Origin of the sequence: Micromonospora sp. NPDC000668 (assembly GCF_042897975.1) — a bacterium.
Classification (GTDB): Bacteria; Actinomycetota; Actinomycetes; order Mycobacteriales; family Micromonosporaceae; genus Micromonospora.
Genome location: NZ_JBIAYP010000006.1, coordinates 164,953 through 187,237, shown reverse-complemented (window position 1 = coordinate 187,237; position 22,285 = coordinate 164,953). Strand labels below are relative to the sequence as shown.

General features: G+C 68.9%; 21 protein-coding genes. 9 read left to right on the top strand and 12 right to left on the bottom strand.

The window, feature by feature from the left end:
• Window positions 1–3 precede the first annotated feature (3 nt).
• Window positions 4–1,314 carry an alpha/beta fold hydrolase gene (locus tag ACFY29_RS28310; RefSeq protein ID WP_386991101.1) on the bottom strand — a complete coding sequence of 437 codons (1,311 nt, stop codon included), beginning with the start codon at window positions 1,312–1,314 and terminating at the stop codon, window positions 4–6.
• Between the two features lie 90 nt (window positions 1,315–1,404).
• Window positions 1,405–2,040 carry a hypothetical protein gene (locus tag ACFY29_RS28305; protein ID WP_386991099.1) on the bottom strand — a complete coding sequence of 212 codons (636 nt, stop codon included), beginning with the start codon at window positions 2,038–2,040 and terminating at the stop codon, window positions 1,405–1,407.
• Window positions 2,041–2,154: 114 nt separating this feature from the next.
• On the opposite strand from ACFY29_RS28305, the gene ACFY29_RS28300 reads away from it, so the two are divergent.
• The 3 genes from ACFY29_RS28300 to ACFY29_RS28290 all read left to right on the top strand — a co-directional run bounded on the left by ACFY29_RS28300 (window position 2,155) and on the right by ACFY29_RS28290 (window position 4,482).
• Complete coding sequence (locus tag ACFY29_RS28300) at window positions 2,155–2,595, top strand: GNAT family N-acetyltransferase (protein ID WP_386991097.1); 441 nt, start codon at window positions 2,155–2,157, stop codon at window positions 2,593–2,595.
• A gap of 239 nt (window positions 2,596–2,834) precedes the next feature.
• Window positions 2,835–3,908 carry a glycoside hydrolase family 43 protein gene (locus ACFY29_RS28295; RefSeq protein WP_386991095.1) on the top strand — a complete coding sequence of 358 codons (1,074 nt, stop codon included), beginning with the start codon at window positions 2,835–2,837 and terminating at the stop codon, window positions 3,906–3,908.
• 76 nt (window positions 3,909–3,984) lie between these two features.
• On the top strand, window positions 3,985–4,482 hold the full coding sequence (locus ACFY29_RS28290) for an N-acetyltransferase (RefSeq protein WP_328417080.1): 498 nt from the start codon (window positions 3,985–3,987) through the stop codon (window positions 4,480–4,482).
• A gap of 531 nt (window positions 4,483–5,013) precedes the next feature.
• Here the strand turns inward: ACFY29_RS28290 and ACFY29_RS28285 are convergent.
• From ACFY29_RS28285 to ACFY29_RS28275, 3 genes are all read right to left on the bottom strand, one after another.
• Window positions 5,014–5,952, bottom strand: a complete 939-nt coding sequence (locus ACFY29_RS28285) for a cyclase family protein (RefSeq protein WP_386991093.1) — start codon at window positions 5,950–5,952, stop codon at window positions 5,014–5,016.
• Window positions 5,953–6,187: 235 nt separating this feature from the next.
• Window positions 6,188–6,394, bottom strand: coding sequence for a helix-hairpin-helix domain-containing protein (locus ACFY29_RS28280; RefSeq protein ID WP_386991091.1), 207 nt, complete (start codon window positions 6,392–6,394; stop codon window positions 6,188–6,190).
• Between the two features lie 137 nt (window positions 6,395–6,531).
• Complete coding sequence (locus ACFY29_RS28275) at window positions 6,532–6,957, bottom strand: winged helix-turn-helix transcriptional regulator (RefSeq protein ID WP_386991089.1); 426 nt, start codon at window positions 6,955–6,957, stop codon at window positions 6,532–6,534.
• A 115-nt stretch (window positions 6,958–7,072) separates the two neighbouring features.
• On the opposite strand from ACFY29_RS28275, the gene ACFY29_RS28270 reads away from it, so the two are divergent.
• The gene (locus ACFY29_RS28270) at window positions 7,073–7,792 is read left to right on the top strand and encodes a DsbA family oxidoreductase (protein WP_328417090.1); all 720 of its coding nucleotides are present in this window, start codon (window positions 7,073–7,075) and stop codon (window positions 7,790–7,792) included.
• Window positions 7,793–7,895: 103 nt separating this feature from the next.
• A complete protein-coding gene (locus ACFY29_RS28265; protein ID WP_386991087.1) occupies window positions 7,896–8,501 on the top strand; it encodes an isochorismatase family protein in 606 nt (201 codons plus the stop codon).
• 90 nt (window positions 8,502–8,591) lie between these two features.
• Here the strand turns inward: ACFY29_RS28265 and ACFY29_RS28260 are convergent, their stop codons facing one another.
• Window positions 8,592–8,816, bottom strand: coding sequence for a hypothetical protein (locus ACFY29_RS28260; RefSeq protein WP_386991085.1), 225 nt, complete (start codon window positions 8,814–8,816; stop codon window positions 8,592–8,594).
• A gap of 241 nt (window positions 8,817–9,057) precedes the next feature.
• Here ACFY29_RS28260 and ACFY29_RS28255 point away from each other — a divergent pair, with 241 nt between their 5' ends.
• Window positions 9,058–11,307: a hypothetical protein gene (locus ACFY29_RS28255; protein WP_386991083.1), complete on the top strand. Its 2,250-nt coding sequence runs from the start codon at window positions 9,058–9,060 to the stop codon at window positions 11,305–11,307.
• Between the two features lie 69 nt (window positions 11,308–11,376).
• Window positions 11,377–11,874, top strand: a complete 498-nt coding sequence (locus tag ACFY29_RS28250; RefSeq protein WP_386991081.1) for a hypothetical protein — start codon at window positions 11,377–11,379, stop codon at window positions 11,872–11,874.
• A 353-nt stretch (window positions 11,875–12,227) separates the two neighbouring features.
• Here the strand turns inward: ACFY29_RS28250 and ACFY29_RS28245 are convergent, their stop codons facing one another.
• From ACFY29_RS28245 to ACFY29_RS28230, 4 genes are all read right to left on the bottom strand, one after another.
• Window positions 12,228–13,061 carry a DUF1963 domain-containing protein gene (locus ACFY29_RS28245; RefSeq protein ID WP_386991079.1) on the bottom strand — a complete coding sequence of 278 codons (834 nt, stop codon included), beginning with the start codon at window positions 13,059–13,061 and terminating at the stop codon, window positions 12,228–12,230.
• Between the two features lie 343 nt (window positions 13,062–13,404).
• Window positions 13,405–13,800 (bottom strand): VOC family protein, encoded by a 396-nt coding sequence (locus ACFY29_RS28240; protein WP_386991077.1) that lies wholly within the window; start codon window positions 13,798–13,800, stop codon window positions 13,405–13,407.
• 211 nt (window positions 13,801–14,011) lie between these two features.
• The gene (locus ACFY29_RS28235) at window positions 14,012–14,815 is read right to left on the bottom strand and encodes a hypothetical protein (protein ID WP_386991076.1); all 804 of its coding nucleotides are present in this window, start codon (window positions 14,813–14,815) and stop codon (window positions 14,012–14,014) included.
• Window positions 14,816–14,820: 5 nt separating this feature from the next.
• Window positions 14,821–15,708, bottom strand: coding sequence for a TetR/AcrR family transcriptional regulator C-terminal domain-containing protein (locus tag ACFY29_RS28230; RefSeq protein WP_386991074.1), 888 nt, complete (start codon window positions 15,706–15,708; stop codon window positions 14,821–14,823).
• Between the two features lie 129 nt (window positions 15,709–15,837).
• Between ACFY29_RS28230 and ACFY29_RS28225 the strand changes: the two genes are divergently transcribed.
• Window positions 15,838–16,596, top strand: coding sequence for an ABC transporter ATP-binding protein (locus tag ACFY29_RS28225; protein WP_386991071.1), 759 nt, complete (start codon window positions 15,838–15,840; stop codon window positions 16,594–16,596).
• A complete protein-coding gene (locus ACFY29_RS28220; protein ID WP_386991069.1) occupies window positions 16,593–17,909 on the top strand; it encodes an FtsX-like permease family protein in 1,317 nt (438 codons plus the stop codon). Before ACFY29_RS28225 ends, ACFY29_RS28220 begins: the two co-directional genes overlap by 4 nt.
• Window positions 17,910–18,239: 330 nt before the next feature.
• Here the strand turns inward: ACFY29_RS28220 and treZ are convergent, their stop codons facing one another.
• Together treZ and treY are read right to left on the bottom strand one after the other, a co-directional pair.
• On the bottom strand, window positions 18,240–19,964 hold the full coding sequence (gene treZ, locus ACFY29_RS28215; RefSeq protein WP_386991067.1) for a malto-oligosyltrehalose trehalohydrolase: 1,725 nt from the start codon (window positions 19,962–19,964) through the stop codon (window positions 18,240–18,242).
• Window positions 19,961–22,285, bottom strand: a complete 2,325-nt coding sequence (gene treY, locus ACFY29_RS28210; RefSeq protein ID WP_386991065.1) for a malto-oligosyltrehalose synthase — start codon at window positions 22,283–22,285, stop codon at window positions 19,961–19,963. Before treY ends, treZ begins: the two co-directional genes overlap by 4 nt.

The window sequence follows — 22,285 nt, the reverse complement described above, 5'->3', positions numbered from 1 at the left end:
ACCTCATATCTCGCCACGAACCAGGCGGATCAGCCGGTCGAGGACGCGGCCCTCGCTCACCCGTAGGCCGTCGTGTTCGTACTCGTTGGTGATCCAGGGGCGTAGACCGCGCACCGATCGCGCCGTGGCCAACGAGTCGTCGGTGTCGACGTACATGTCGTCGTGGTAGACGGCGGCGGCGACGGGCACCTCGTTGCGGGCCAACTGCTGCGGGTCGTACAGGTCCGGCCACTCCTCGCGCCGCGCCAGCAGCTCCGCCGTCTCGCGCAGCGGGGCCAGTGCCGGATCGCTGGCGAACATCCACGGGTAGATCATCTCGCCGGTCAGCAGCACCGGTCGGTCGTCCGCCAGCGCCCCGTCGGCGTCGAACTGCGGGAACTCGGCCCGTACGGTCTCGGCCGCCCAACCCGTGGCACCCGGTGTCACCGACCGCTGGCCGTAGATCGACTCGTGCAGCAGCGCGTAGAGCGGGCGGCTCGCGTACGAGAGATGGCCCTGGACCTCGGCGAGGAACGAGTCGGAGAGGTGACCGGCGGGCACCCCCGGCAGGAAAGCGTCTTCGAGCAGGTAGTGCAGGGTGTGCGTACCGTTGCCGGTGCCCAGCGTGGTGCCGATCGCCTGGAACGCCTCGGCGGTCAGCAACCCGCCGCCGGGCAGCCGCACCTCCCGCTCCCGGAGGTGCCGCACGACGGCGCGAACGGTCTCGACGTCCTCCGGGTAGCGCGCGTAGTGCGCCTCGACCTTGCGCTGCACGCGCGGGTACGCGGACCGGTAGACCTCGTGCGCGCTGCTGCGCAGGCCGGGGAGGCCACCGGTCACGAAGGCCTCGCGGACGCCTTCCGGCGCGTACGACAGGTAGGTGAGGGTGCAGAAGCCGCCGTAGCTCTGGCCGAGCAGGCTCCACCGTCCGTCCTCGCCGAGGAGTTCCCGGCGGATCAGCTCGCAGTCCCGGACGATCGAGTCGGCCCGGAAGTGCGCCAGATACCGGGCCTGCGCGGTCGCGTCGCCGCGCAGTGGCAGCGTCTGCCGATTGGCGGGGGTGGAGCGGCCGGTGCCGCGCTGGTCCAGCAGCAGCACCCGGTAGTCGTCCAGCGCCCGATCCAGCCAGCTGTCACGGCCCACGGGGCGCGGTGACCGACCGCCGGGGCCGCCCTGGAGGAAGAGCAGCCAGGGCAGCGACTCGTGCGCCTTGCCGACAGCGACGACCTCGCGGGCGTACACCTCGATCTGCTCACCGGCCGGGTTCGCGTGGTCGAGCGGTACCCGGAAGCTGTGGTCGGTGATGGCGGTGCCTGGGTGGCGGTAGGTCGGCACGGTTCCCTTCCCGTATTCGCTGGCCACGGGCCGGTTGGCCAGGGTCCGCCCATCTTATGATCCGGTGGATCCGATGCCGGACGGTGGCCGCTATCCCATGGCTTTCCCGGTCGCCTTCGTGAATTCAAGCAGCCTGTCGGGAGCGTTCTCGGAGAGCTGTCGTACTGCGGTGGCGTACGCATTCGACCCGTCGCCTTTGATGACGCTGTCGAACTCCTTCGAGCAGGTCGCCGCGTTCGTCTCGGCGTGGGTGAGGAACTCCTCCCACAAGTCCTGAAGGGACGATTCCGGAACGCGGAAGAACCGATCGGCCTCGTCGACGTGGGTGAGCAGGCTGTCGCAGGTGTCCGCTATCTTGTTGAGCCCGTCGGGAGTACGTTCCTCCTTAGGGGTTTTGCGGTATTCGTCGAGGATGTCGTTGATCACGTCGAGATCGGTGGCGAACCGCCGGATCAGATCCAGGCCACCTTGGTTTATCCACTCTCGCACCTGTTCCGCCACGAGTTCGCGGGGTCGCTCGCCGTCGGACTGAATCCATCCGTCGAGCAACTGGTAGTTGGTGGTGCATCCCAGGCTTGCGGGCCACGGGCCGACATTGTTCGCGGGGATGTCGAAGCATGTCGACTTGAAGCTCGTGAGCCGGCTGGAGTTCGCCTCGGGGGCGGTGGCGATGCGGTACGAGCCGAGAAGGTAACCATCGGGCTCGTTAGCCCGAGCCGACCACACCGTGGAGCCCAGATTCGCGGCTCTCGAATACTTGTTCCCCCAGTACTCCGCGCCACCGCTAGCGGCGAGGGGCCGTCCAGGATCCGACCACGTCGCAGCAGTAGCTTTGCGATCATGACGGACTGGGAGCTACGGCCGGCTTCGGTGGCCGACGTCGAGGCGGTGGCCGAGTTGCGGGCCGTGGTGCTTCGGGCGGATCTGGAGCGGCTCGGGCGGTACGACGAGCAGCGGGTGCGCCAGCGACTGCGGGACGGGTTCGCGCCGGCGCACACCTGGGTGATCGAGGTAGGCGGCGCGTTCGCCGGCTGCGTGTCGCTGCGTCCAGCCGAGGACGCCCAGTGGCTGGAGCACTTCTACCTGGCCCCGCACCTGCAGGGCAGCGGCATCGGTGCCGCGGTGCTGCGCGGGCTGCTGGAGCAGTGCGACCGCGATGGCAGCCTGGTCCGGCTGAACGTGTTGCAGGGTAGTTCGGCCCGCCGGCTGTACGAGAGGCACGGATTCACGGTCGAGACCGAGGACCCGGTGGACGTGTTCATGGTGCGCGAACCATCGTGACCAACACCGCATGCGCCTTGTCCTGCATTGATGGATGTCGGTTGCTGTCCTTCTGAGCCGCACGACTATGTGGACCCACTGCTGCAGTGTCGACGTGGGTGGTGACGTTGTGGCAACGTCATCCCGGAAAGCGAGTTCGCGCTGTCCACTCCGGCCGCTGCCGAGGCCGGCCGGCCGGGATCCGACATGACCGGGGCCGACCACCCGCCGGCTCATCCAGAGGACAAGGAGTCCCGATCGTGAACGTCAGTAACCGAACCCGCCCGCGACTCCTCTCCATCCTGCTGGCCGCTGTGCTCGCCACCGGACTGTCCGTTCCCGGCGCCGGACCGGCGGTCGCCGGGCAGACCAGTCTGCGGGCCGCCGACCCGAGCGTGATCCGCGTCGGCAGCACCTACATCTCCGTCCAGTCGCTCAACGGCGGGATCGCCGTGCGGCAGGCAGCGTCAACCGACGCGCTGGCCGCCGCACCCGCGCGGCAGGTATGGACGGACAGCCGCAACCTCGGTGAGGTCTGGGCTCCGGAGATCATCACCGATGGCGGCCGCTACTACATCTACTTCTCCGCTGGACGTGGCACCGCACACCGGATGTACGCGATCAGCTCGGCGTCGCCGGCCAGCGGCTACACGGCCGAGCGGCAGCTCGCGCTGCCCGGCGGCAAGTGGGCCATCGACGGCAGCCTGTTCACCTTCAACGGGCAGCGATGGTTCGTCTGGTCGGGGTGGGCCGGCGACACCAACATCGAACAGAACATCTACCTCAGCCGGATGAGCGACCCGGTCACCCCGACTGGCAACCGGTACATCATCTCCCAGCCGCGGGAGAGCTGGGAACGCGTCGTCGGCAACCCGTACATCAACGAGTCCCCCGAAGCGATCAAGGACCCGAACGGGCAACTGCACATCGTCTACTCCGCCAACGGCAGTTGGAGTGACCAGTACTGCCTCGCCGACCTGCGGCTGCGGGTCGGCGGCGACCCGACGTACGTGTGGGACTGGTACAAGTCGAACGGCTGCCTGTTCGGCTCGAACCGGGCCACGATGATGGCCGGCTGGGATCCCACTCTGTACGTGAACGGGCCCGGCCACCACAGCTTCGTCCTGCTCAACGGCGACATCGCCACGAGCCCACCCGCCGGGCCGAGGTTCCCGCTGATGTTCCACGCCGTGCCCAAGGGCACTCCGTACTCCTGGGAGAACCGGTACTGGTACACCGGCACCTTCTGCTGGTGGGGCAACACCACCTACCGCCGCGCGAACGTGCCCGGCCCGACGACCGACACCGGGTTCAGCATCAAGTTCTTCGAATGATCCGCCGGCCGACAGGACCTGTCCGGCCGTACCGCCTGAATCCATCCCGCGCCGACCGGCTGTAGCCTCCGCCCTTATGAGCTGGCTTCCTGATGACTTCATCCACCCCGTGCACGTACCCGTGCCCAACACCGCGCTTCACCTGCGGCCGATCCGGGAGGCGGACACCGCGCTCGACTACCCCGCCGTGATGGGCTCCCGAGAGCGCTTGTGGGAGATATTCGGCCCGGCCTGGGCCTGGCCCCCGGCGACGATGACCTACGACGAGGACCGTATCGACCTGCTGCGCCACGAGAAGGAAATAGCCGCACACGAGTCGTTCAACTACGCGCTGCTGGACGAGGAGGAGACGGCGCTCCTCGGCTGCGTCTACATCGACCCGCCCGAGCGCACCGGCTCCGACGGCGAGGTCTCCTGGTGGGTGGTGGACGACCTGGTCGGCAGCGAGGCGGAGAGCGCGCTCGACGCACTGGTGCCGCAGTGGATCGCCGCCGACTGGCCCTTCCAGCAGCCCCGTTACCTGGGCCGCGACATCACCTGGCAGGACTGGCTCGCGCTGCCGCGCGCCTCGTGACACGTCCGAGGGTGCCAGGTGTCGGCGTCCGCGGTGTGAACCGCGGTAGTCAGCTCCGGCTCCTATAGTGGCGCGCATGACTTTCGGGACCACCCAGGCAGTTGACCTATTCCGCGCAGAGGCCGCGAGGCGGAGCATTCCTCCGGCCGAGGTGGAGCGGTGGATGAGCGGTGTCCTCCGCCCGTGCGTGCAACTGGGTCCGGACATCGACGGGCCGGTGGTGGGCCAGTGGGGCGGCAGCCCGACGCTTCCGGTCGACATGCCTCACCCCCGGATGGCTCCTACGACCCCAACTCCGGGGAGTCCGACCGTGTCAACTGGGCGATTCGGCGAGGCGATCTGGCCGCACTGAAGTTCGACGGGGTACAGATCGTCACTGACGGACTGTGACCCGATAACGAGGACGGTAGGACCCCGCGACGGCGGTGCAGATCGTGCACTCGTCGCGGCGTAGTGCGCGGGATATCGAGCATCTCGGGTCGGCGCATGACGACGGGCCGTTCATGGCACCGCACCCCTCGTGAACCGCGGTCAGAATGTGGCGATCGGGTTGACCGGGCTGCCGGAGGTACCGGCGAAGCGGACCGGCGCGACTGCGAGGTGGAAGTCCCACTGGCCGAGCTCGGCAGCCGTCGTCGCGCACACCTCCAGGTCGCAGTTGTCGAGCAGCCACAGACCCATCGCGACGAGACCCACGGCGTGAACCGGCATCAACACGTCTTCGTACCCCGACGGCTGAACGTCCTGGGGGGTGTCAGCGCCGATCAGCGCGACGCCGCGTTCATGTAGCCACGGCAGGCAGGACGCGTGCCAGCCGGCCTGCGTGAAACCGCTGGCCGCACCGGCCTCGTGCCGGACGCGGCCATAGCCGGTCCGCAGGAGTACCGCATCGCCGGATCGCACCCGTACACCCTGGCGACGCTCGGCCTCCTCGAGATCGTCGGGAAACACACCCTGCCCCGGTTCCAACCACGGCACATCGCGGGCCCTCGCAACGTCCAGCAGGACACCACGCGTGATGATCCCGTTCGCCGCCGCCGTGACGGCCGCCCACGCCGATCCCGTTGCGGCGTCGACCAACGAGTGCGAACGCCCGTTGTACATCGTGCCGTCCCAGAAGATGTGGCACGGCGAGTCGACGTGGGTGAGGGTGTTGCCGTGGAATGTGATGCCGAGCCGCTCGGACGAGAAGCCCCAGCGCCGGTCGGCGTGGAAGCCGGCCACCGGCATGTTCTCGGCACCCGGCATGTCGGCGGCGCACGGGCACGTCGTCGTCGACCGCTCCATTTCTTCCGGTACGGCAACCTCCCATGCGCAGGACACGCTCCTGCCGTGGCGCACGGCCCGCGCCGCCGCCAGCCGGACGTCGTCGGTGATGTGGTTCAGAGTTCCGAGCTCGTCTTCGTCGCCCCACCGTCCCCAGTTCGACAGCGTGTTGAAGTACCCGAGCACGTCGTCCTGTGTGGGCATCGGTCGCCCTGCCGTCATCCCAGCATCGACTCCTCCGGTCACGCGGTTCGAGGCACCGCAGGTAGGGTATCCCGCCGCTGGATACCCGACGACCTTGCACCGCCGGCGCCGCGATCAGCCAAGGTGCGCACTAATTTGAGCCAACGGACCTCAGTCCGTTGGCCACTGACTCGCGGTTTCCTCCCAGCCAGAGGAGATGGCCTTGGCCAGGCGGTCGTGAGGTGACGTCGAGTTTCTAACCCAGACTCAGGTTGTGCTGCTTGAGCGCACTCTGGATGATTTCGAGCGCTTTCGGCCCCATGCCGTGCAGCTTGGCCAGTTCGGCGCGCGGCACCCCTGCAAGGTCACGCAGGGCGGTGTAGCCAGCGTTGTCCAAGGCCCGCGTCGCTGGTGCACCGATCTTCGGCAGGGTGTCGAGGGAGGAATTCACGCTCTTCATCATGTCGCGTCCATCCCATGGCTGCACCGTTCTCGCCTGGCGCGCCGCGATCAGCCGGACATGCCTCCGGAGGCAAGGGTCGCGTCAGACGTACGGTGGCCGTCCTCGTACCCACGCCAAAGCCACGTGACGTTGGAGGCTTACGTGACGTTGTCGTATTCCGTCTGGTGGCGGCGGATTTCGGCATGGTGGTCGGCGGACCAGGCCGCCAGGGCCAGGACGGTGGAGAGCAGTGACGTGCCCAGTTCGGTGAGGGCGTACTCGACGCGGGGAGGGACTTCGGGGTAGGAGGTCCGGGTGACGAGGCCGGTGCGCTGCAGGTGCTTCAAGGTCAGCGTGAGCATGCGCTGAGAGATGCCGGGGATCGCGTCGCCCAGGTTCGAGTAGCGGATGGGGCCGTCGGCGAGCGTACCGATGATCAAGACGCTCCACTTGTCGCCGACGAGGTCCAGGACCTCGCGGATGAAATCGGCGTCTTCGTCGTTCCAGTGCGCACAGGGCCCTGGCGCGGCCCGGACGTTCGCCCGGACGTTGGTTCGCGTCCGTCGAAGATCCCCTGCACTCATACCCGCTCCCCCTCCGTCAGCCAGTTGCTACGCACATGAATGTACCTTTTGTGGCTCTCCGATTCTAATGCATGATGTGGCTACGAACAGGTAGTAAGAAACGAGGAGGAGTGCCATGAAGATCGAGTTCTGGTCAGACATCGTCTGCCCGTACTGCGGGCTGATGGATCACCGGCTCCACCAGGCCCTGGACCGGTTCCCGGATGGCGATCAGGTGCAGGTGATCCACCGGTCGTTCCAACTACACCCCGACCTGCCACGGGAGGGCGTCAGTCAACGAGAGTTGATCAAGATGGCCGGGGCCCCCGCGACGACCGTGGACCGGGTCCTGCGGCCGATCGAGCGGGCAGCCAAGGCGGAGGGCCTGACGCCCTACCGCGCGGTCGACCGCACGCTCGGTCCGACCGACCTGGCCCACGAGCTGCTCGCGTACGCGACCGACCAGGGCCGCGGAGCCGAGATCTGGACGGCGATGTTCCGCGCGCACTTCGGGCAGGCCCGCAAGCTGTGGACCGCCGGCGAGGTTCTCGACTTCGCCGCCGAGGTGGGCCTAGACCGCGCCGGGGCCGCCGAGGCCCTGCGTAGCCGCCGCTACCGCGCCCGCGTGGCGGCCGACCAGCGCGAGGCACAGCGCCTCGGGGCCCGCGGCGCCCCGTTCCTCGTGTTCGATGGCCGCTTCGCCGTTCCCGGGGCGATCGGCGTCGACGACCTGCTCGCGGTCATCGCCAAGGCGTGGGCCGAGAGCCATCCCACGCCACAGCCGCTGCCGGTTGTCGCTGACGCCGAGGGCATGTGCGCCCCGGACGGGTGCGCGGTACCCGACCGCACCATCTGAGCCGCGGGCGACGGATTCCCCGCGCTACCAACCCGAGCCGACCGCTCGGGGCAACAGACACGGACCCACGAGGGTTCGCCATCCCGAATTGGAGTTACCAGCCATGTCCGATCTGAAGGCGCAGGACAGTGCTCTGATCCTGATCGACCACCAGGTCATCTCGATGGGGTTCATCAAGACCCAGTCGCCCGACGTCGCCAAGTTGAACAGCATCACCCTTGTGAAGGCCGCGAAGGTCCTCGACATCCCCAACGTCTGGACCAGCAGCACCGAGGACGACAACCAGGACTGGTGGATGCCCGGGCTGGAGGAGATCAACCCCGAGGCCTACGCGAACCGGATCAAGCGCACCGGCATCATCGACTCCTGGGACGACCCGAACTTCGTCCGGGCCGTCGAGGCCACCGGCCGCCAGACCCTGATCATGGCCGGCACCACCAACGACGGCTGCCTGATCTACACCGCCCTCAGCGCCAAGCGGGCCGGATACGAGGTCTACGCGGTGCTCGACGCCGGAGGATCGGTGTTCCAGGCCTCCGAGGAGGCGGCGCGACTGCGCATGATGCAGGCCGGCGTCATCCTGACCACCACCGCCGCGGTCCTCGGCGAACTCGCCAAGGACTGGGCCACTCCGCATGGCCAGCAGATTCGTCAGATTCTGGCCGACAACTTCAAGACCGTACTCGGTGGATTTGGGTTGGCGAAGTAGGCGCAGCGCCCCCAGCGGGCCCGGCGGCAGGCTGCGTGCAGCCCGCGCCGGGCCCGCTTTCATGGGCGGCGCAGAGCGATCAGCCGCCGATCATGCGGGCGGGCACCACACCGGCCAGCGTCGCCAGTCGCGCCACGCCGGCCGGCGCCGGGTGACCCGGGCGACGTCGGCGATCACGGTACGCGCCAACGGCCGGCACCGAACCTCAGCTGGCGCAACACTGTCCGCGTCGACCAGGGCGCGTGCGGCGCCGCCCAGGTCACCAACCTGGAGGTACGCCCGCGCGGCATCGACCAGGTCCGGATGCCTGTCCACCGTCGGACCTCAGCCAAGATCGATGGCTGGTGGCGTACCGCTCACGATCGCCTGCCATATCGAGCCGCAGCGGATGTCGCTTTAACTCGCCATACATATAGGCGTGCATGCATAGGCGGCTAAGTCCGGCGGGACCTCGGACAACGATGTCGGTGGATATTGTTGCGAAATCTTTGTTCGGGACGCATAGACGGAGGTGTCGGTGAGACACAGAAGACGATGGCGCTCAAGACTTGCCGCTGTGGTTGCGGCACTGGTCGCCGCACAGGTGGCGCTCGTCGCCGCCCCAGCGTCGGCAGGGGAGAAACGCCTGTGGGAGGTGGAGGTCGCCAAGATCCCCACCGCCAAGTACACCCGCGACGCCAAGGTCTACATCACCGAGTCCCTCCAGGCCCTCCGGCCGTACGTGGACGGCGGGCTGGGAGACAGCCGGATCGCCCCGGTGCTGGCGGACATCGAGAGCCGGTATTTCGACGGCGCCCGGCTCAAGAGCGCCGCCGACGGTGCGACGGTGTTCGACAACCTCCAGCATCTGGAGTCGTTCCTCAAAAGCCGGCTCTCCGGTGCCAGCCCGCCCAACGGCGAGGCCGAGCAGGCACATGTGGTTGCGCTGGTGGAGACCCTGTCCGGGTTGCGCCTGCTGGCGGACGCCGCGATCCAGGATGCCGAGGCGACGATCGGGCCGTTCCGGGCCAGCCCGCCGCCCGCGCCCGCCCCAGCTGGGCTGGCCGAGGCTTTCGCGGACCTGGATGCGGCCAAGGCCAGCCTCGCCAAGGCAGACACGATGCTGGCCAAGGCCAATCCGGAGCCGGCGACGGTCCACGCGTCGAAAGCCTGGGACGACGGCTTCCGCGTGTTGACCCGGCTGGGCATCACCTACAACGGCGACCACGATGGCGACGGAGTCGTCGATGTGGTGGAGCTGCGGTTCGGGTCCAGCCCGCTGCTGGTCGACTCCGACGGTGACGGGTTGACCGACAAGTTCGAGATCACCGAGTTGGCTGGCTGGACCCGGCCCAACGCGGTCGACACCGATCAGGACGGGGTCGCCGACGGCGCGGAGGACGTCGACGGCGATGGGCTCACCAACCTCGACGAGCAGCGGCTCGGCACCTCGCCCACCGACCCGGACACCGACGGCGACGGTGCCACTGACGGTGCCGAGGTGGCCCAGGGCAGCAATCCGCTCGTGGCCGACCAGCCACGCGCTCCGCCGACCCCCGGCAACGTCCCGCCGATCCTCCCCACCCCCACTGACACCGACACCGACGGCGACGGCCTGCCGGACCTCGTGGAGGAGGACGGCCTCACCGATCCCGCCAACGTCGACACCGACGGCGACGGGCTCTCGGACTTCACCGAGGACGACCTCTCGATCAACCCACGTGTCCAGGACACCGACGGGGATGGTCTACGCGACGACTACGAGGTCGCCAACGCCGAATCCCAGGGCCTCGACCCTGGCCGATTCGACGAGCAGATCAGCAAGTGGACGTACGTTTCCGACTTCCTGCTCGGCATGTTCGCCGGCGACTTCGCCGAGAAGGACTCGATGGCGTGGCTCGCCGGCAACCTGTGTAGCGGCGGACTGAGCGTCATCCCGGTCGTCGGCTGGATCCTCGGCGGGCTCGCCGACATCCGCGACACGATCGCCGCGCTCATCCACGGCGAGTGGGTCAGCGCGGGTCTCAGCATCCTCGGCGTCGTCCCCTACGTCGGTGACGCGGTCGCGATCCCCGCCAAGGTCGCGAAGTTCGTCCTCAAGTACACCCACCGCCTCACGCCAGCGGCCCGGTTCGTCGCCAAGTACGACAAGATCCCCGACACCGTCAAGGAGCTCACCTACGAGCTCATCATGCCGGAGGTCTGGGCAGCCCTCGTCGAACCGGAGGGTCTGGCAGCAGCCGCCAGCAGAATCAGCAAGAGCAACTTCAATCGGCTGCTCAGTGGTGAGCGCACCGACCTCCAGAAGATCCACTTCGCGCTCAAAGCGGTGGGCAGCAACGGGCAGAACCTGCACGTCCCCGGCCCCGACGTCAGGTGGGCCACGGGCCGTAACGACGGTCAGAACATCTTCGTCGACGAACTCATGGGCTACCGTGACGACACCACTCGCGGCCGGCCCCAGCTCTGGCTGCGGCAGGCCGGCGAGCCAGGGCAGTTCGAGCCCAGCGGCCGGTCGACCGACTATGGCGAGTACAGCCCTGAGGGCTGGGTCATCCACGAGGTCAAGACCGGCGTCCCGACCGAGCACGACCGCCACAACCTCATCCAGTGCGATGAGGACAAGTGGTACTCCGACCCAGCCAACCAGGACAAGATCCTGGAGGACAACAAGATTAACCCGCAGTTCCGAAACACAAAGATCAAGGGAGCCCACTGGCACTTCATGCCACACGGTGGGTATAACTCACTCGGCCCATCCGATCTTGTGCTGGATTGCCTGAAGAAGAACAACATCCCCTTCACCATCCACTTCCCGCTGAGCTAGCCGGGTTCCGTCGGGGGCCGGGCCGCCAGCCCGGCCCCCGACGCGTTCACCACAAAGGACCATGAACCCATGACATCTGAACTACCCGCCTACGCGGTGCCGGGCATCGAGTCCGAGGACCCCACCGGCGACCCGGGCTACTTCTTCTACCGCGTCGACCGACTCGCCGGTTTCCCCCCGGTCGCCGCGGCCATCGGCCGCACACCGAGCGTCCTGCCGGCGATCTGCTCGGACGACAGCCAGATGCGGGAGGCTTTCGCCCAGAGCCGCGCCGCGCTCTGCCGGCAACTCTGGGTCGGTACTGACGACGGGCTGCACTGGGAGTTGAGCTTCGGCGACGGCGTGAAGTTCATCGTCGACACTGGAGACGAGCCCGTGGATCTCCTCCGGGACGCTCTCGTGGCGCAGCCCCGCGTCAGCTCCGTCGAACACTATTGCGACGAGAACTTCAAGGTCGAAACGATCCAGGTAGTGCGGGCCGACGAGGTGGCCGCCTACTTCATCGACACGGTCGTCACCGCCCACCGCGAGTTCGCCCGCCGCCAGGGCATCGACCTGCCGTACTGAGGCCAGCACGCGCGCTGAGCGCCACGATCGGATCACCGGGTTCGGCTTAGCAACGCCGGTCGTTGGCCTTCTTGTCCTCGCCGTACTCGCCGCGGATGGGCAGGTAATAGGCGGGCAGGAAGCCGGCGATGATGACGACGCCCGCGATCGGCACGAACGCCCCTCTCGAACGCGTGGTAGGAGGTGCGGAGATCTATCGCTGGCAACCGGTCCACTCGTTCGGCGGTTGGGGCCTGGCGGCTACCGCGCCCAAGCGCCCCTGCGCAGTGTGGCTGCTGAAAATCGCGACTGGTCCGGGCCATCCTCGCGTGCTCGGAGCCGGGTGCGTCGACGCACCCGGGCCTGTCGTGCGCTCAGGGATTCCAGTCCACGACGGCGTACACGCCGTCGAAGCGCCGCGCGGCCAGTTCGTCGCGCTGGATCCCCCAGTAAAGGGCGGCGCCGCCTGGCCTCATCTCCGAGCTGCACAAGAACTCGGCCAGCAGCACCCAGTCCTCGACGCGCGGTGAGGGACTGCCGGAGCCCCTCCAGTAGCCCAACTGCTCCGCCTTTCCTGCGTACTCCGCGACGACTCCGAGGGGACCGTCATTTCCGCGGAAGTCGCAGGCCGAGGCGTGCCCACCAATCTGCACGCCGCCCCACTTGCTGCTGATGGGGGCCTTACTACTCCAATAATCGATCAGTTCGGGGTTGAGATGCGCCGGGGTGTGTGAGGGCAGGGAGACGTCGATCGTCAGGTGTATGTCGCCCTGTGGGTAACTTTGGCAAACCTCGAGAAATTCCTCGTCCTCGTCCTCGTCCTCGTCGAGTTCTTCGTCCTTCGGCGGTTCCTCGACGGCAACGCCAGCCGGGACGTATAAGGCCGAGCCCTGCGAGTAGTAATCGCCGCCTTCGGGATAGCCGAAGAGCAGCAGTTGACCGTCGGGCGGTAGTGGAAGATCCGTCGCCTGCCTGGGCAGGGCCGCGCAGTCGATGGTGGCGACGAGGGGATCTCCGGGAACCTGGGTGCCCCGGGGAACCATCGCGGTGCCGCCGAACCGGCCGACGACCGGCCCGTCTCCGCCGGGCGTCAGTGTCCCGCAGGGAATGGCGGTGGCGATCCATCGTTCGACATCGTCGGCCGGGAAGTCTTGTTGGAGTGCATCGGCGCGGATCTGCGCTAACTGCTGAGGCATGGTCAAAATCACGTGGGCAGCCTAGTACGGCAGCCGCCCTGTGAGATGGCGCTGGTCGGGAGGGGTGGACGCAAGGCGGCCACCGCATGATCGACTGTACCTTGTGGACATGAGGCCGGCTGCCCCTGGGCGGACATCAGCACCACGATCGTCCGGCGCAACTTCACCGGGTCCTTCGCGGTCCGGGTGATCCGCTGCAATCGTTGACCCTCGGCCATCGACACCTGCCGGACGAACACCTCCGGGCGTCTGCCCACCGGCCACCACCTCCCATAGCGTCATACGTTGGGAGACAGCCTGCCCGACGGCTTCTCAGAACCGACGGATTACACGATCAACGTTCAAAGACGGGGCACTAGTTCTGCGGCGCCAGGGTGCGCAGGACGCAGAACTCGTTGCCCTCGGGGTCTGCCATGACCACCCAGTTTCGGTCTGCGCCCTGGCCCACATCCGTCTTGGTGGCGCCGAGGCCGAGCAATCTGGTCACCTCGTCTTCGGTGCTGCCGTCGATCGGGCTGACGTCGAGGTGAAGCCGGTTCTTCCCGGTCTTGCCCTCGGGCACCTGGATGAACACCAGGGTTGGCGACATCTGGCGGGCCCGAACATCCTCGACGGTCGGCACCCAGGAGCCGATCTCGACCTTGCCCTCGCTCCGGTCGATCACCTTGAAGTCCAAGACCTCGCACCAGAAGGCCGCGAGCCTCTCCGGATCGTGGCAGTCAACGGCCAACTCGGTAAACCTACTTGTCATGATCTGATGTACCTGTCTGCTGGGGGCTGATTCCTGTCCATGCCGGTGAGCTCATGGTCGACATGATCTCTTGGCCGAAGAGCCCGGGTGGAGGCTGGCCGGTGACCGGGTCAGGCCGACCAGCGTCGCCAGTCGCGCCACGCCGGCCGGCGCCGGGTGACCCCGAGCGACGTCGGCGATCACGGTACGCGCCAACGGCCGGCACCGGACCTCAGCCGGCGCGACGCTGTCCGCGTCCACGAGCGCGCGCGGCGCCGCGCAGGTCACCAACCTGCAGGTACGCCCGCGCGGCATCGACCAGGTACGCGCCCCGATACTCGGCCGGCAGCCGCCGCCACGCCTCCCGCCGGATCACCGTCACGTGCCGCCGCACCGCCTCGGCGGCGTCACCCCGCAAGAGCGCCTCCACCACCCGCGCCAGCTCAACGGCAATCGGCCCGAAGCTGGTGCGGTGCTGGTCGTCGTACCCCCTGAGCCTGGAGGCGATCCCCGCGGCCCGGCCGGTCAGCTCTTCGGCGCGGCGAGTGTCGCCGCCACCGGCGGCGGCCATTGCGGCCTGGAGCAGCAGCGTCCCACCCACAGCCCACTCCCCCGCCGGCCGCCGCGGCCCGGGCGCGCCTTCACCTCGGTGATCATGAGGTTGACGGGCGGTTTGATCTCGACAAGACCCGTCAACCTCATGATCACCGAGGTGGGATGGGGCCGGGTGGGTGGGAAATGGGAGGACGCGGTTCGCGGCGGTTAGCGTCGCGGCTAGGGCGAGGCGGTCACGGCCGGACGCGCGTAGCGCCTGGCCGACCGAGACGGCCGCTGTTGCCGCGAGGACCGGGTCGTCGCCGGCGGCGGCCATCGCCCGGTCGGCGGCCAGCCACCCGAGGTCGGCCTCGCCGAGCTTCACCAGGACCGACGAGGTGATCCGGTACGCCTGCACCAGGAGCTCCGCGGCCTGCGCGCCCTGGGCGGCGTCGAGCAGACCCGGCAGCACCCGCACCAACTGCGCGTAATGCGCGTGCATCCGACCTAATCCAATAGCGGCGCGAGCCCGTCGAGCAGTCGCTGCAGGCCGAACTCCAGCAGAATATCCAAGTCGAACTCGAGGTGGTCGGCGGCGATGGCGCGGGCCATCATAGGCAGTTGCCGGCTGGCCAGCACGGTCGCGAGGCGGTTCTGCTGCGCCCGCATCCACTCCTTGTCGGTCAGGCCGCTCTCCTGTTCGGCCTGCGCCTCGTCCTCCAGGTTCACCGCTGTGCCGCGTACGTAGTTTGCGACCATCACCGCCGCCCGAAACTGCGTGTTCGGGTCCAGGCCGTACGCGTCCAGGGCCCGCATCGTCCATTCCGTGTGGGCCATCGCGTGCGGGGCCAGCAGCGGCCGGGTGAACGAGATCGCCTGGGCCAGCCACGTGTGCCGCCGGTACATCGACCATTGCAGCCGGGCGAGAGCTTCGACGCAGGCCCGCCAGCCGTCCGTTTCCGGTGACAGCGCCGGTGGCGGGTTGGCGGCCATAACCTTGTCCGTCATCAACAGCACCAGCTCCTCCTTGTCTTGCACGTGTCGGTAGAGCGACATCGTCGGGACGCCGAGCTCGCCGGCGAGGCGGCGCATGGACAGGCCGGTCAGCCCTTCGGCGTCGGCGATGGTGATGGCCGTGCTGACCACGAGGTCGCGGTCCGGCCCCGACCCGACGGGCCGGGCTCGACGGGTCACGACCGTCCCGACGCCGGGCGTCGCTCGCACGAGGCCCTGCTCGCGCAGGGTGGCGAGAACCTTCGTTGCGGTCGCCATCGCGACCCCGTACTGCGCCGTGATCTGCCGGGTCGACGCGACCTTGGTACCGGGCGCGAGTTCGCCGGAGGCGATCCGGGCCGCGATCTCCGCAGCGATCCGCCGGAACTGCGGTACGTCCATCACTACCTCCACGTGTACTAGTGCACTCCACTTTAGTGCACTACCTCAGAATCCGGGGGTTAGCACTACTGCCTCGATCCATAGTGCATTTGTACGGTGTACGGAGCAGCCACGGGAGAGGCATGGATCATGACTCACGCAGTCCGACTCGAATCGCTTTACAAGACCTACGATGACACCGTCACCGCGCTCGACGGCGTCACGGCCACCTTCGCCACCGGCACCTTCACCGCGGTGATGGGGCCGTCCGGTTCCGGCAAGAGCACCCTGCTGCAGTGCGCTGCCGGCCTCGACCGGCCCACCGCCGGCCGGGTGTTCATCGACGGCGCCGAACTGACGGCCACGAAGGACACCGCGATGACGAAGTTCCGCCGCCGCCGGGTCGGTTTCGTCTTCCAGGACTACAACCTGCTGCCGGCGTTGACCGTCGAGCAGAACGTCGTCCTGCCGCTGCGGCTGGCCGGCCGTCGCGCCGACCGCGAGCGCTGCCGCGCCGTGCTGGAGCAACTGGGCCTCGGCGAGCGTCTGCACGACCGGCCGGAGCAGCTCTCCGGCGGGCAGCGCCAGCGGGTCGCCGTGGCCCGGGCCCTGGTCACCGAGCCGGCCGTGATCTTCGCCGACGAGCCGACCGGCGCGCTGGACATGCGCAGCGCCCGGGAGGTTCTCACCCTGCTGCGCGCGGTGGTGCACGAGCGCGGCCGTACGGTGGTGATGGTGACCCACGACCCGGTCGCGGCCGCGTACGCGGACTCGGTGGTCTTCCTCGCCGACGGCCGCCTGGCCGGTGCACTGAGTGCGCCCACCGCGGATGCCGTCGCCGAGCGTCTGGCCCACCTGGGCGACCTGGTCGCCGAGCACACGCCCGGCCGGATCGGGGCCGTGGCATGATCGCCGTCGCGCTGCGCAACCTGCGGCACCGCCCCGGTGGTTTTGTGGCCACCTTCCTGTCCGCGTTCCTGGGCGCGACGCTGCTGATGGCGTTCGCGTCGCTGCTCGATACCGCCGCGACCGCGGACGCGGCAAGCGGTGAATCCCTGAGCACCACGGCCGGTGTCGGCGGCGGCTGGTGCCTGATCATCGTTGCCTTCGCGGTCACCTCGACCCTGAGTCTCGCGGTGCGTCAGCGTGCCGAGCAGGTGACCCTGCTGCGCCGGATCGGCGCGACCGGGCCGCAGCTTCGCCGCATGATCGTGGGAGAGGCTGCGGCGGTCGCCCTGGTGGCGTCGGTGGTGGCCGTGCCGGCGGGGCTGTACCTCGGCCGCGTGCTGCTCACGCTGATGCAGAACACCGGCCAGGTCGGGGAGTCGGTGGGGTACGTTTTCGGGCCGATCGCGCTCGGTGCGGGCTTCGGCGTCACGCTGCTCGGCTCGATCGTCGCAGGCGTCGCAGCTGCTCGGCGTACGTCGCGGCCGACCGGTACCAAGGCGGCGCGGCCGCGGGTCCGACGGATCGGCGGGGTGGTTTTCCTGCTGGTCGGCGCGAACTGTTCGGTGCTGACCGCGACGCTGATGGACGGCAAGGGCATCGACGCGATGGCGACGGCGGGCCAGGCGGGTATCTGGGCGGCGATCGGGCTGGCCCTGTTCGCCCCAGAGCTGCTGCGGCTGGTCACGGCGGTGCTGGGCACACCCGTACGGGCGCTCGGCGGCGTCGCCGGGGAGTTGGCAGTCCTCGGGGTGAGCCAGCGCACCCGGCAGCTGGCGGGCGCGGTGATGCCGGTGGTGCTGTTCACCGGCATCGCGACCGGCACGGTTTACATGCAGGACATCGAGGACAAGGCGTCGGCGGGCGCCGCCCAGCCGGACTATGCACAGGACATCCAGACGCTGAACTACGTGGTCGTCGGCATGATCACGGTCTTCGTGGCAATCATGCTGGTCAACACCCTGATCGCGGCAACGATGCACCGGCGGCGCGAGTTCGCCCAGCAGCGGCTGGCCGGCTCGACGCGGGGCCAGCTGATCGCGATGGTCACCCTGGAGGGCCTGTTGGTGACGGTCACGGGAGTGCTGTCAGGCTCGACGGCGGCGCTCTTCACGATCCTGCCGTTCGGCGCCGCCCGAGCGGACCGCATTTGGCCGGACGCCACACCCATCGCGTACGCGATCATTGTCACAGTGGCCGTAGCGCTCACGGGCGCGGCAGTCCTCGGCACGACGAGGCGTGCGCTGAGCGGCCCGGCAGTCGCCGCCATCCATTGACCACAGTGCTCGTCCCCCGCCAACTGATAGGACGCCGACCCTCCGGGTGGCCTACTCCAAGAGCCACTGCCAGAGGTCGGTCGGGACGACTCGCAGCGTGGGCAGATGTCAATGACGTCAGACTGGCTGACTGTATCGCTCGCTGCGTCGGCAGAGCGTCCGGCTAGAGATACGACTGACTCTCGGCTTCATCCTCAAGCGCAGAGATTCATCGAGGCGCTGTCGTTGGCAAGTTCGCATGCCAGCCCGATACCGGGTGGAATTCCGTCGCCAAACTCAAGCCGCAGTTGTCCCCAGTCGGGTCCGAGTACCTGCCATGTACTTACCTCTTCAAAGCGCCACGATCGCCGCCGTCTCCGCTGGCAGCTGGATCCGGTCCCGCATCACCGTGACCCCCTCCCCCGTCGCCAACAGCACCCGTCGCGCCACCCCAGGCAACGAGATCCCCTGCCCCCGTCCAGCCAGGTTCGCCACCACGAGCGTCTCCCCCCGCCGCATCAGCAGGAACTGATCCCCATGCTGCACAGAAACGGCGTGCAGCCGAGGATCAGACAGGTCCGGCAGGCTCCGACGCAGAGCGATCAACCGCTGATAGAACGACAACATCTCCCGATGCTCAGGCTTGTCCAGCTCCGCCCAGTCCAACCGCGACCGCACAAACGTCTGCGGATCCTGCGGATCGGGCACGTCCCCCTCAGCCCACCCATGCGAGGCAAACTCCCGCCGCCGCCCCAGAGCCACCGCGGTAGCCAACTCCGGCTCCGGATGCGACGTGAAGAACTGCCACGGCGTAGAAGCCGCCCACTCCTCCCCCATGAACAGCATCGGCGTGAACGGCGCGGTCAACAGCAGCACAGCCCCCACGCGCAAGAGAGAGGGCGACAGCGAAGCCGAGATCCGGTCACCAGTAGCCCGGTTGCCGATCTGGTCGTGGTTCTGCAGGTAAGCCACCAACCGATGCCCAGGAACGCGCGGATCCAGAGGCCGCCCGTGGTGCCGGTTACGGAAGCTGGACCAGGTGCCGGCGTGGAAGAACCCGCCGGTCAGCACGTCCGACAGGGTCTCCAGCGAGCCGAAGTCCCCGTAGTAGCCCTGCCGCTCCCCCGTCAGCAATGTGTGCAGCGCGTGGTGCGCGTCGTCGTTCCACTGGGCGTGCAGCCCAAAGCCGCCCGCCTCCCGAGGGGTGATCAGCCGTGGATCGTTGAGGTCAGATTCGGCGATCAGTGACAGCGGACGGCCCAGGTGGGTGGAGAGCGCTTCGACCTCGATGGCCAGCTCTTCGAGCAGCGGAACCGCTCGCGTGTCGGGCAGGGCGTGTACGGCGTCCAGGCGCAGGCCGTCGACGTGGTAGTCGCGCAGCCACATCAGCACGCTGTCGATGATGTAGCGGCGTACCTCGTCGGAGTGCGGGCCGTCCAGGTTGACCGAGCGGCCCCAACTGTTGCTCTGCTCGGCGAGGTAGGGCCCGAACCGCGGCGCGTAGGCCCCGGAGGGCCCGAAATGGTTGTAGACGACGTCGAGGATCACCCCCAGCCCCTTGGCGTGGGCGGCGTCGACGAGGCGTTTCAGGCCGTCCGGGCCGCCGTAGGGCTGGTGCGGGGCGTACCAGCAGACGCCGTCGTACCCCCAGTTGTGTTCGCCGTTGAAGGCGTTGACCGGGAGCAGTTCGATCAGGTCGACGCCGAGCGAGACGAGGTGGTCGAGGCGGTCGATAGCCGCGTCGAAGGTGCCCTCCGGGGTGAAGGTGCCGACGTGCAGCTCGTAGAGGATGCTGCCCGGCAGTTGCCGCCCGGTCCACGAGCTGTCGGTCCACTCGAAGGCGGCGTGGTCGTACCGTCGGCTGGGCCCGTGCACTCCCGCAGGCTGCCACGGCGACCGGGGGTCGGGCAGCGGGGTTTCGTCGTCGTTCAGCAGAAAGGAGTAGTCGAGGCCGGCGTCCGGCACCTCGACTCGCCACCAGCCGTTGGCGGCGGCGCGCATCTCGTGGTCGGCGGCGCCGGCCAGGCGCAGGCGGACCCGGGTGGCGTCCGGCGCCCACACGGTGAATTCGGTCATCGCGCAGCCTCCGCGGAATCGGTGGGAGGAGCCAGCAGTGCGACGGGATAGTCGGCCAGCAGATCGGCCAGGGAGGTCTCTCCGCCACTGTAGACCCGGCCGGTGAACAGGTCCTTCACCTCGTTAACGGGAAGCGACAGGAATGTGTCGCACCACCCACCGGCCCGCGCCAGGCCCAGCGGCAGGCGGGTCGCCACGGCGATCGCGCCACCCCGGTCGAAGGCCACCACGTGCCGCCCCGCCGGCCCGTGCGCCGGCACCGGCCGGTAGCCGGTGAACAGCTCCGGGTGCGCCCGCCGCAGCCGCAGGGTCCGCGACACCACCAGCAGCTTCGCGGCGCCGTCGGTGTCGATCGGGGGACGCCAGCCGCCGTCCAGACGCGCCAGCATCTCTCGGCGTACGTCGAAGTCGACCGGGCGGCGGTTGTCGGGGTCGACGAGCGAGTTGTCCCACAGCTCGGTGCCCTGGTACGTGTCCGGCACCCCGGGCATGGCGAGCTGCACCAGCTTCTGCCCCAGCGAGTTGCACCAGCCGGCCGGGGTGATCGCCGCCGCGAGTTCGGTCAGCTCGTCGTGCAGGCTCGGGTCGTCGTACATGGCGTCGACCACGCCGTGCATCGCCCGCTCGAAGACCGGGTCGGGGTCGGCCCAACTGGTCGAGGTCGCCGCCTCCCGGGCGGCCTTCTCCGCGTACGCGTGCAGCCGCTCCCGTTCGATCGGCCAGGCGCCGACGGCGGTCTGCCAGAGCAGGTGGGCGAAGGCCGGGTCGGGCAGCGGCGCGCACTCCATCCACGCGGTGACCTGCTCGCCCCAGCGGCCCGGCAGCTCGCTGAGCACGGCCATCCGGGCGCGGACGTCCTCGCTGCGCTTCGTGTCGTGGGTGGAGACGGTGTTCATGCTGGCCGGCCAGCGGACCTGCCGGGCGGTGGCGAAGCGGTGGAACTCCGCCGGCGGCACCCCGAAGTGGGCGGGGGTGCCGCCGACCTCGTTGAGCGCCATGAACCGGGTCCACCGGTAGAACGCGGTGTCCTCCACGCCCTTGGCCATCACCGCGCCGGTCAACTGGGGGAAGCGCTGCGCCAGCTCGTCGTCGGGGTCGCGCAGTCGGCGGGTGACCGCGTCCAGGGCGGTGGTCAGGTCGGGGCGGCGCCGGCCGGCCTCGGAGCGGGCGGCGGCGAGGTGCCGGGCGCCGTTCGGCGGGTAGCCCCGGTAGACCGGGAACGCGGCGGCCAACTCGGCGAGCGCGGCCTGCGCCTGCTCGCTTGGCACCTCGGGGGCGAGCGCGGCCAGCCGGGTCAGCTCGGCGGCGAGCAGCCGGGTGGCGGCGGCCAGCTTGGTGTCGTGGGTGAGGTTCTCCCACGAGGTGTGCCGGCCGGCGAGGCGGGTGTCCAGCACCGTGAAGTCGCCCTCGGCGTCGGGGTCGACGAAGAGCCCGTTGACCGCGGCGAGAGCGTCGTAGCCGGTGGTGCCGTCCACCGGCCAGTCCGGCAGCTCCTCGCCGTACTCCAGGATCTTCTCCACGATCAGCCAGGCCTCCGGCGCGGCCTCCCGCAGCCGGGTCAGGTAGCCGCCCGGGTCGCGCAGCCCGTCGGGGTGGTCGACGCGGATGCCGTCGACCTCCCCGTCGGCGGCCCAGCGCAGGATCAGCTCGTGGGTGGCGGCGAACACCGCCGGGTCCTCCACCCGCAGCCCGGCCAGGCCGGAAACGGCGAAGAACCGGCGGTACGTCAGCTCGGCATCACCGCGCCGCCAGGAGACCAGCTCGTAGTGCTGCCGATCGTGCACCTCACGCGCGCTGCCGTCGCCGCTGCCGTCGGCCACCGGGAACCGGTGCTCGTGGTAGCGCAGCTCGGAGTCGACCAGCTTGAGGTCGTCCAGGGCGGCCGGGTCGTCGGCCAGCACCGGCAGCAGCAGCCGGCCCCGGTCCCAGTCGATGTCGAACCAGTCGGCGTACGCCGAGGCGCGGCCCCGACGCAGCACGTCCCACCAGGCGGGGTTGGCCGGCGGTACGGCCACCCCGGCGTGGTTGGGCACGATGTCCACGACCAGGCCGAGCTTCTTGTCGCGCAGCGCGCGCAGCAGCCGCTGCCGACCGGCTTCACCGCCCAGCTCCGGGTTGACCGCCCGGGGGTCGACCACGTCGTAGCCGTGCGCGGAGCCCGGGGTGGCCGTCAGCAGCGGGGCGCTGTAGAGGTGGCTGACGCCGAGGTCGGCGAGGTAGTCGAGGATCCCGGCGGTGGCGTCCAGGTCGAAGCCGGGACGGATCTGCACTCGGTAGGTGGCTGTCGTCTTCCTCTGCTCGGGGTGAGGGGGCACCGCCAT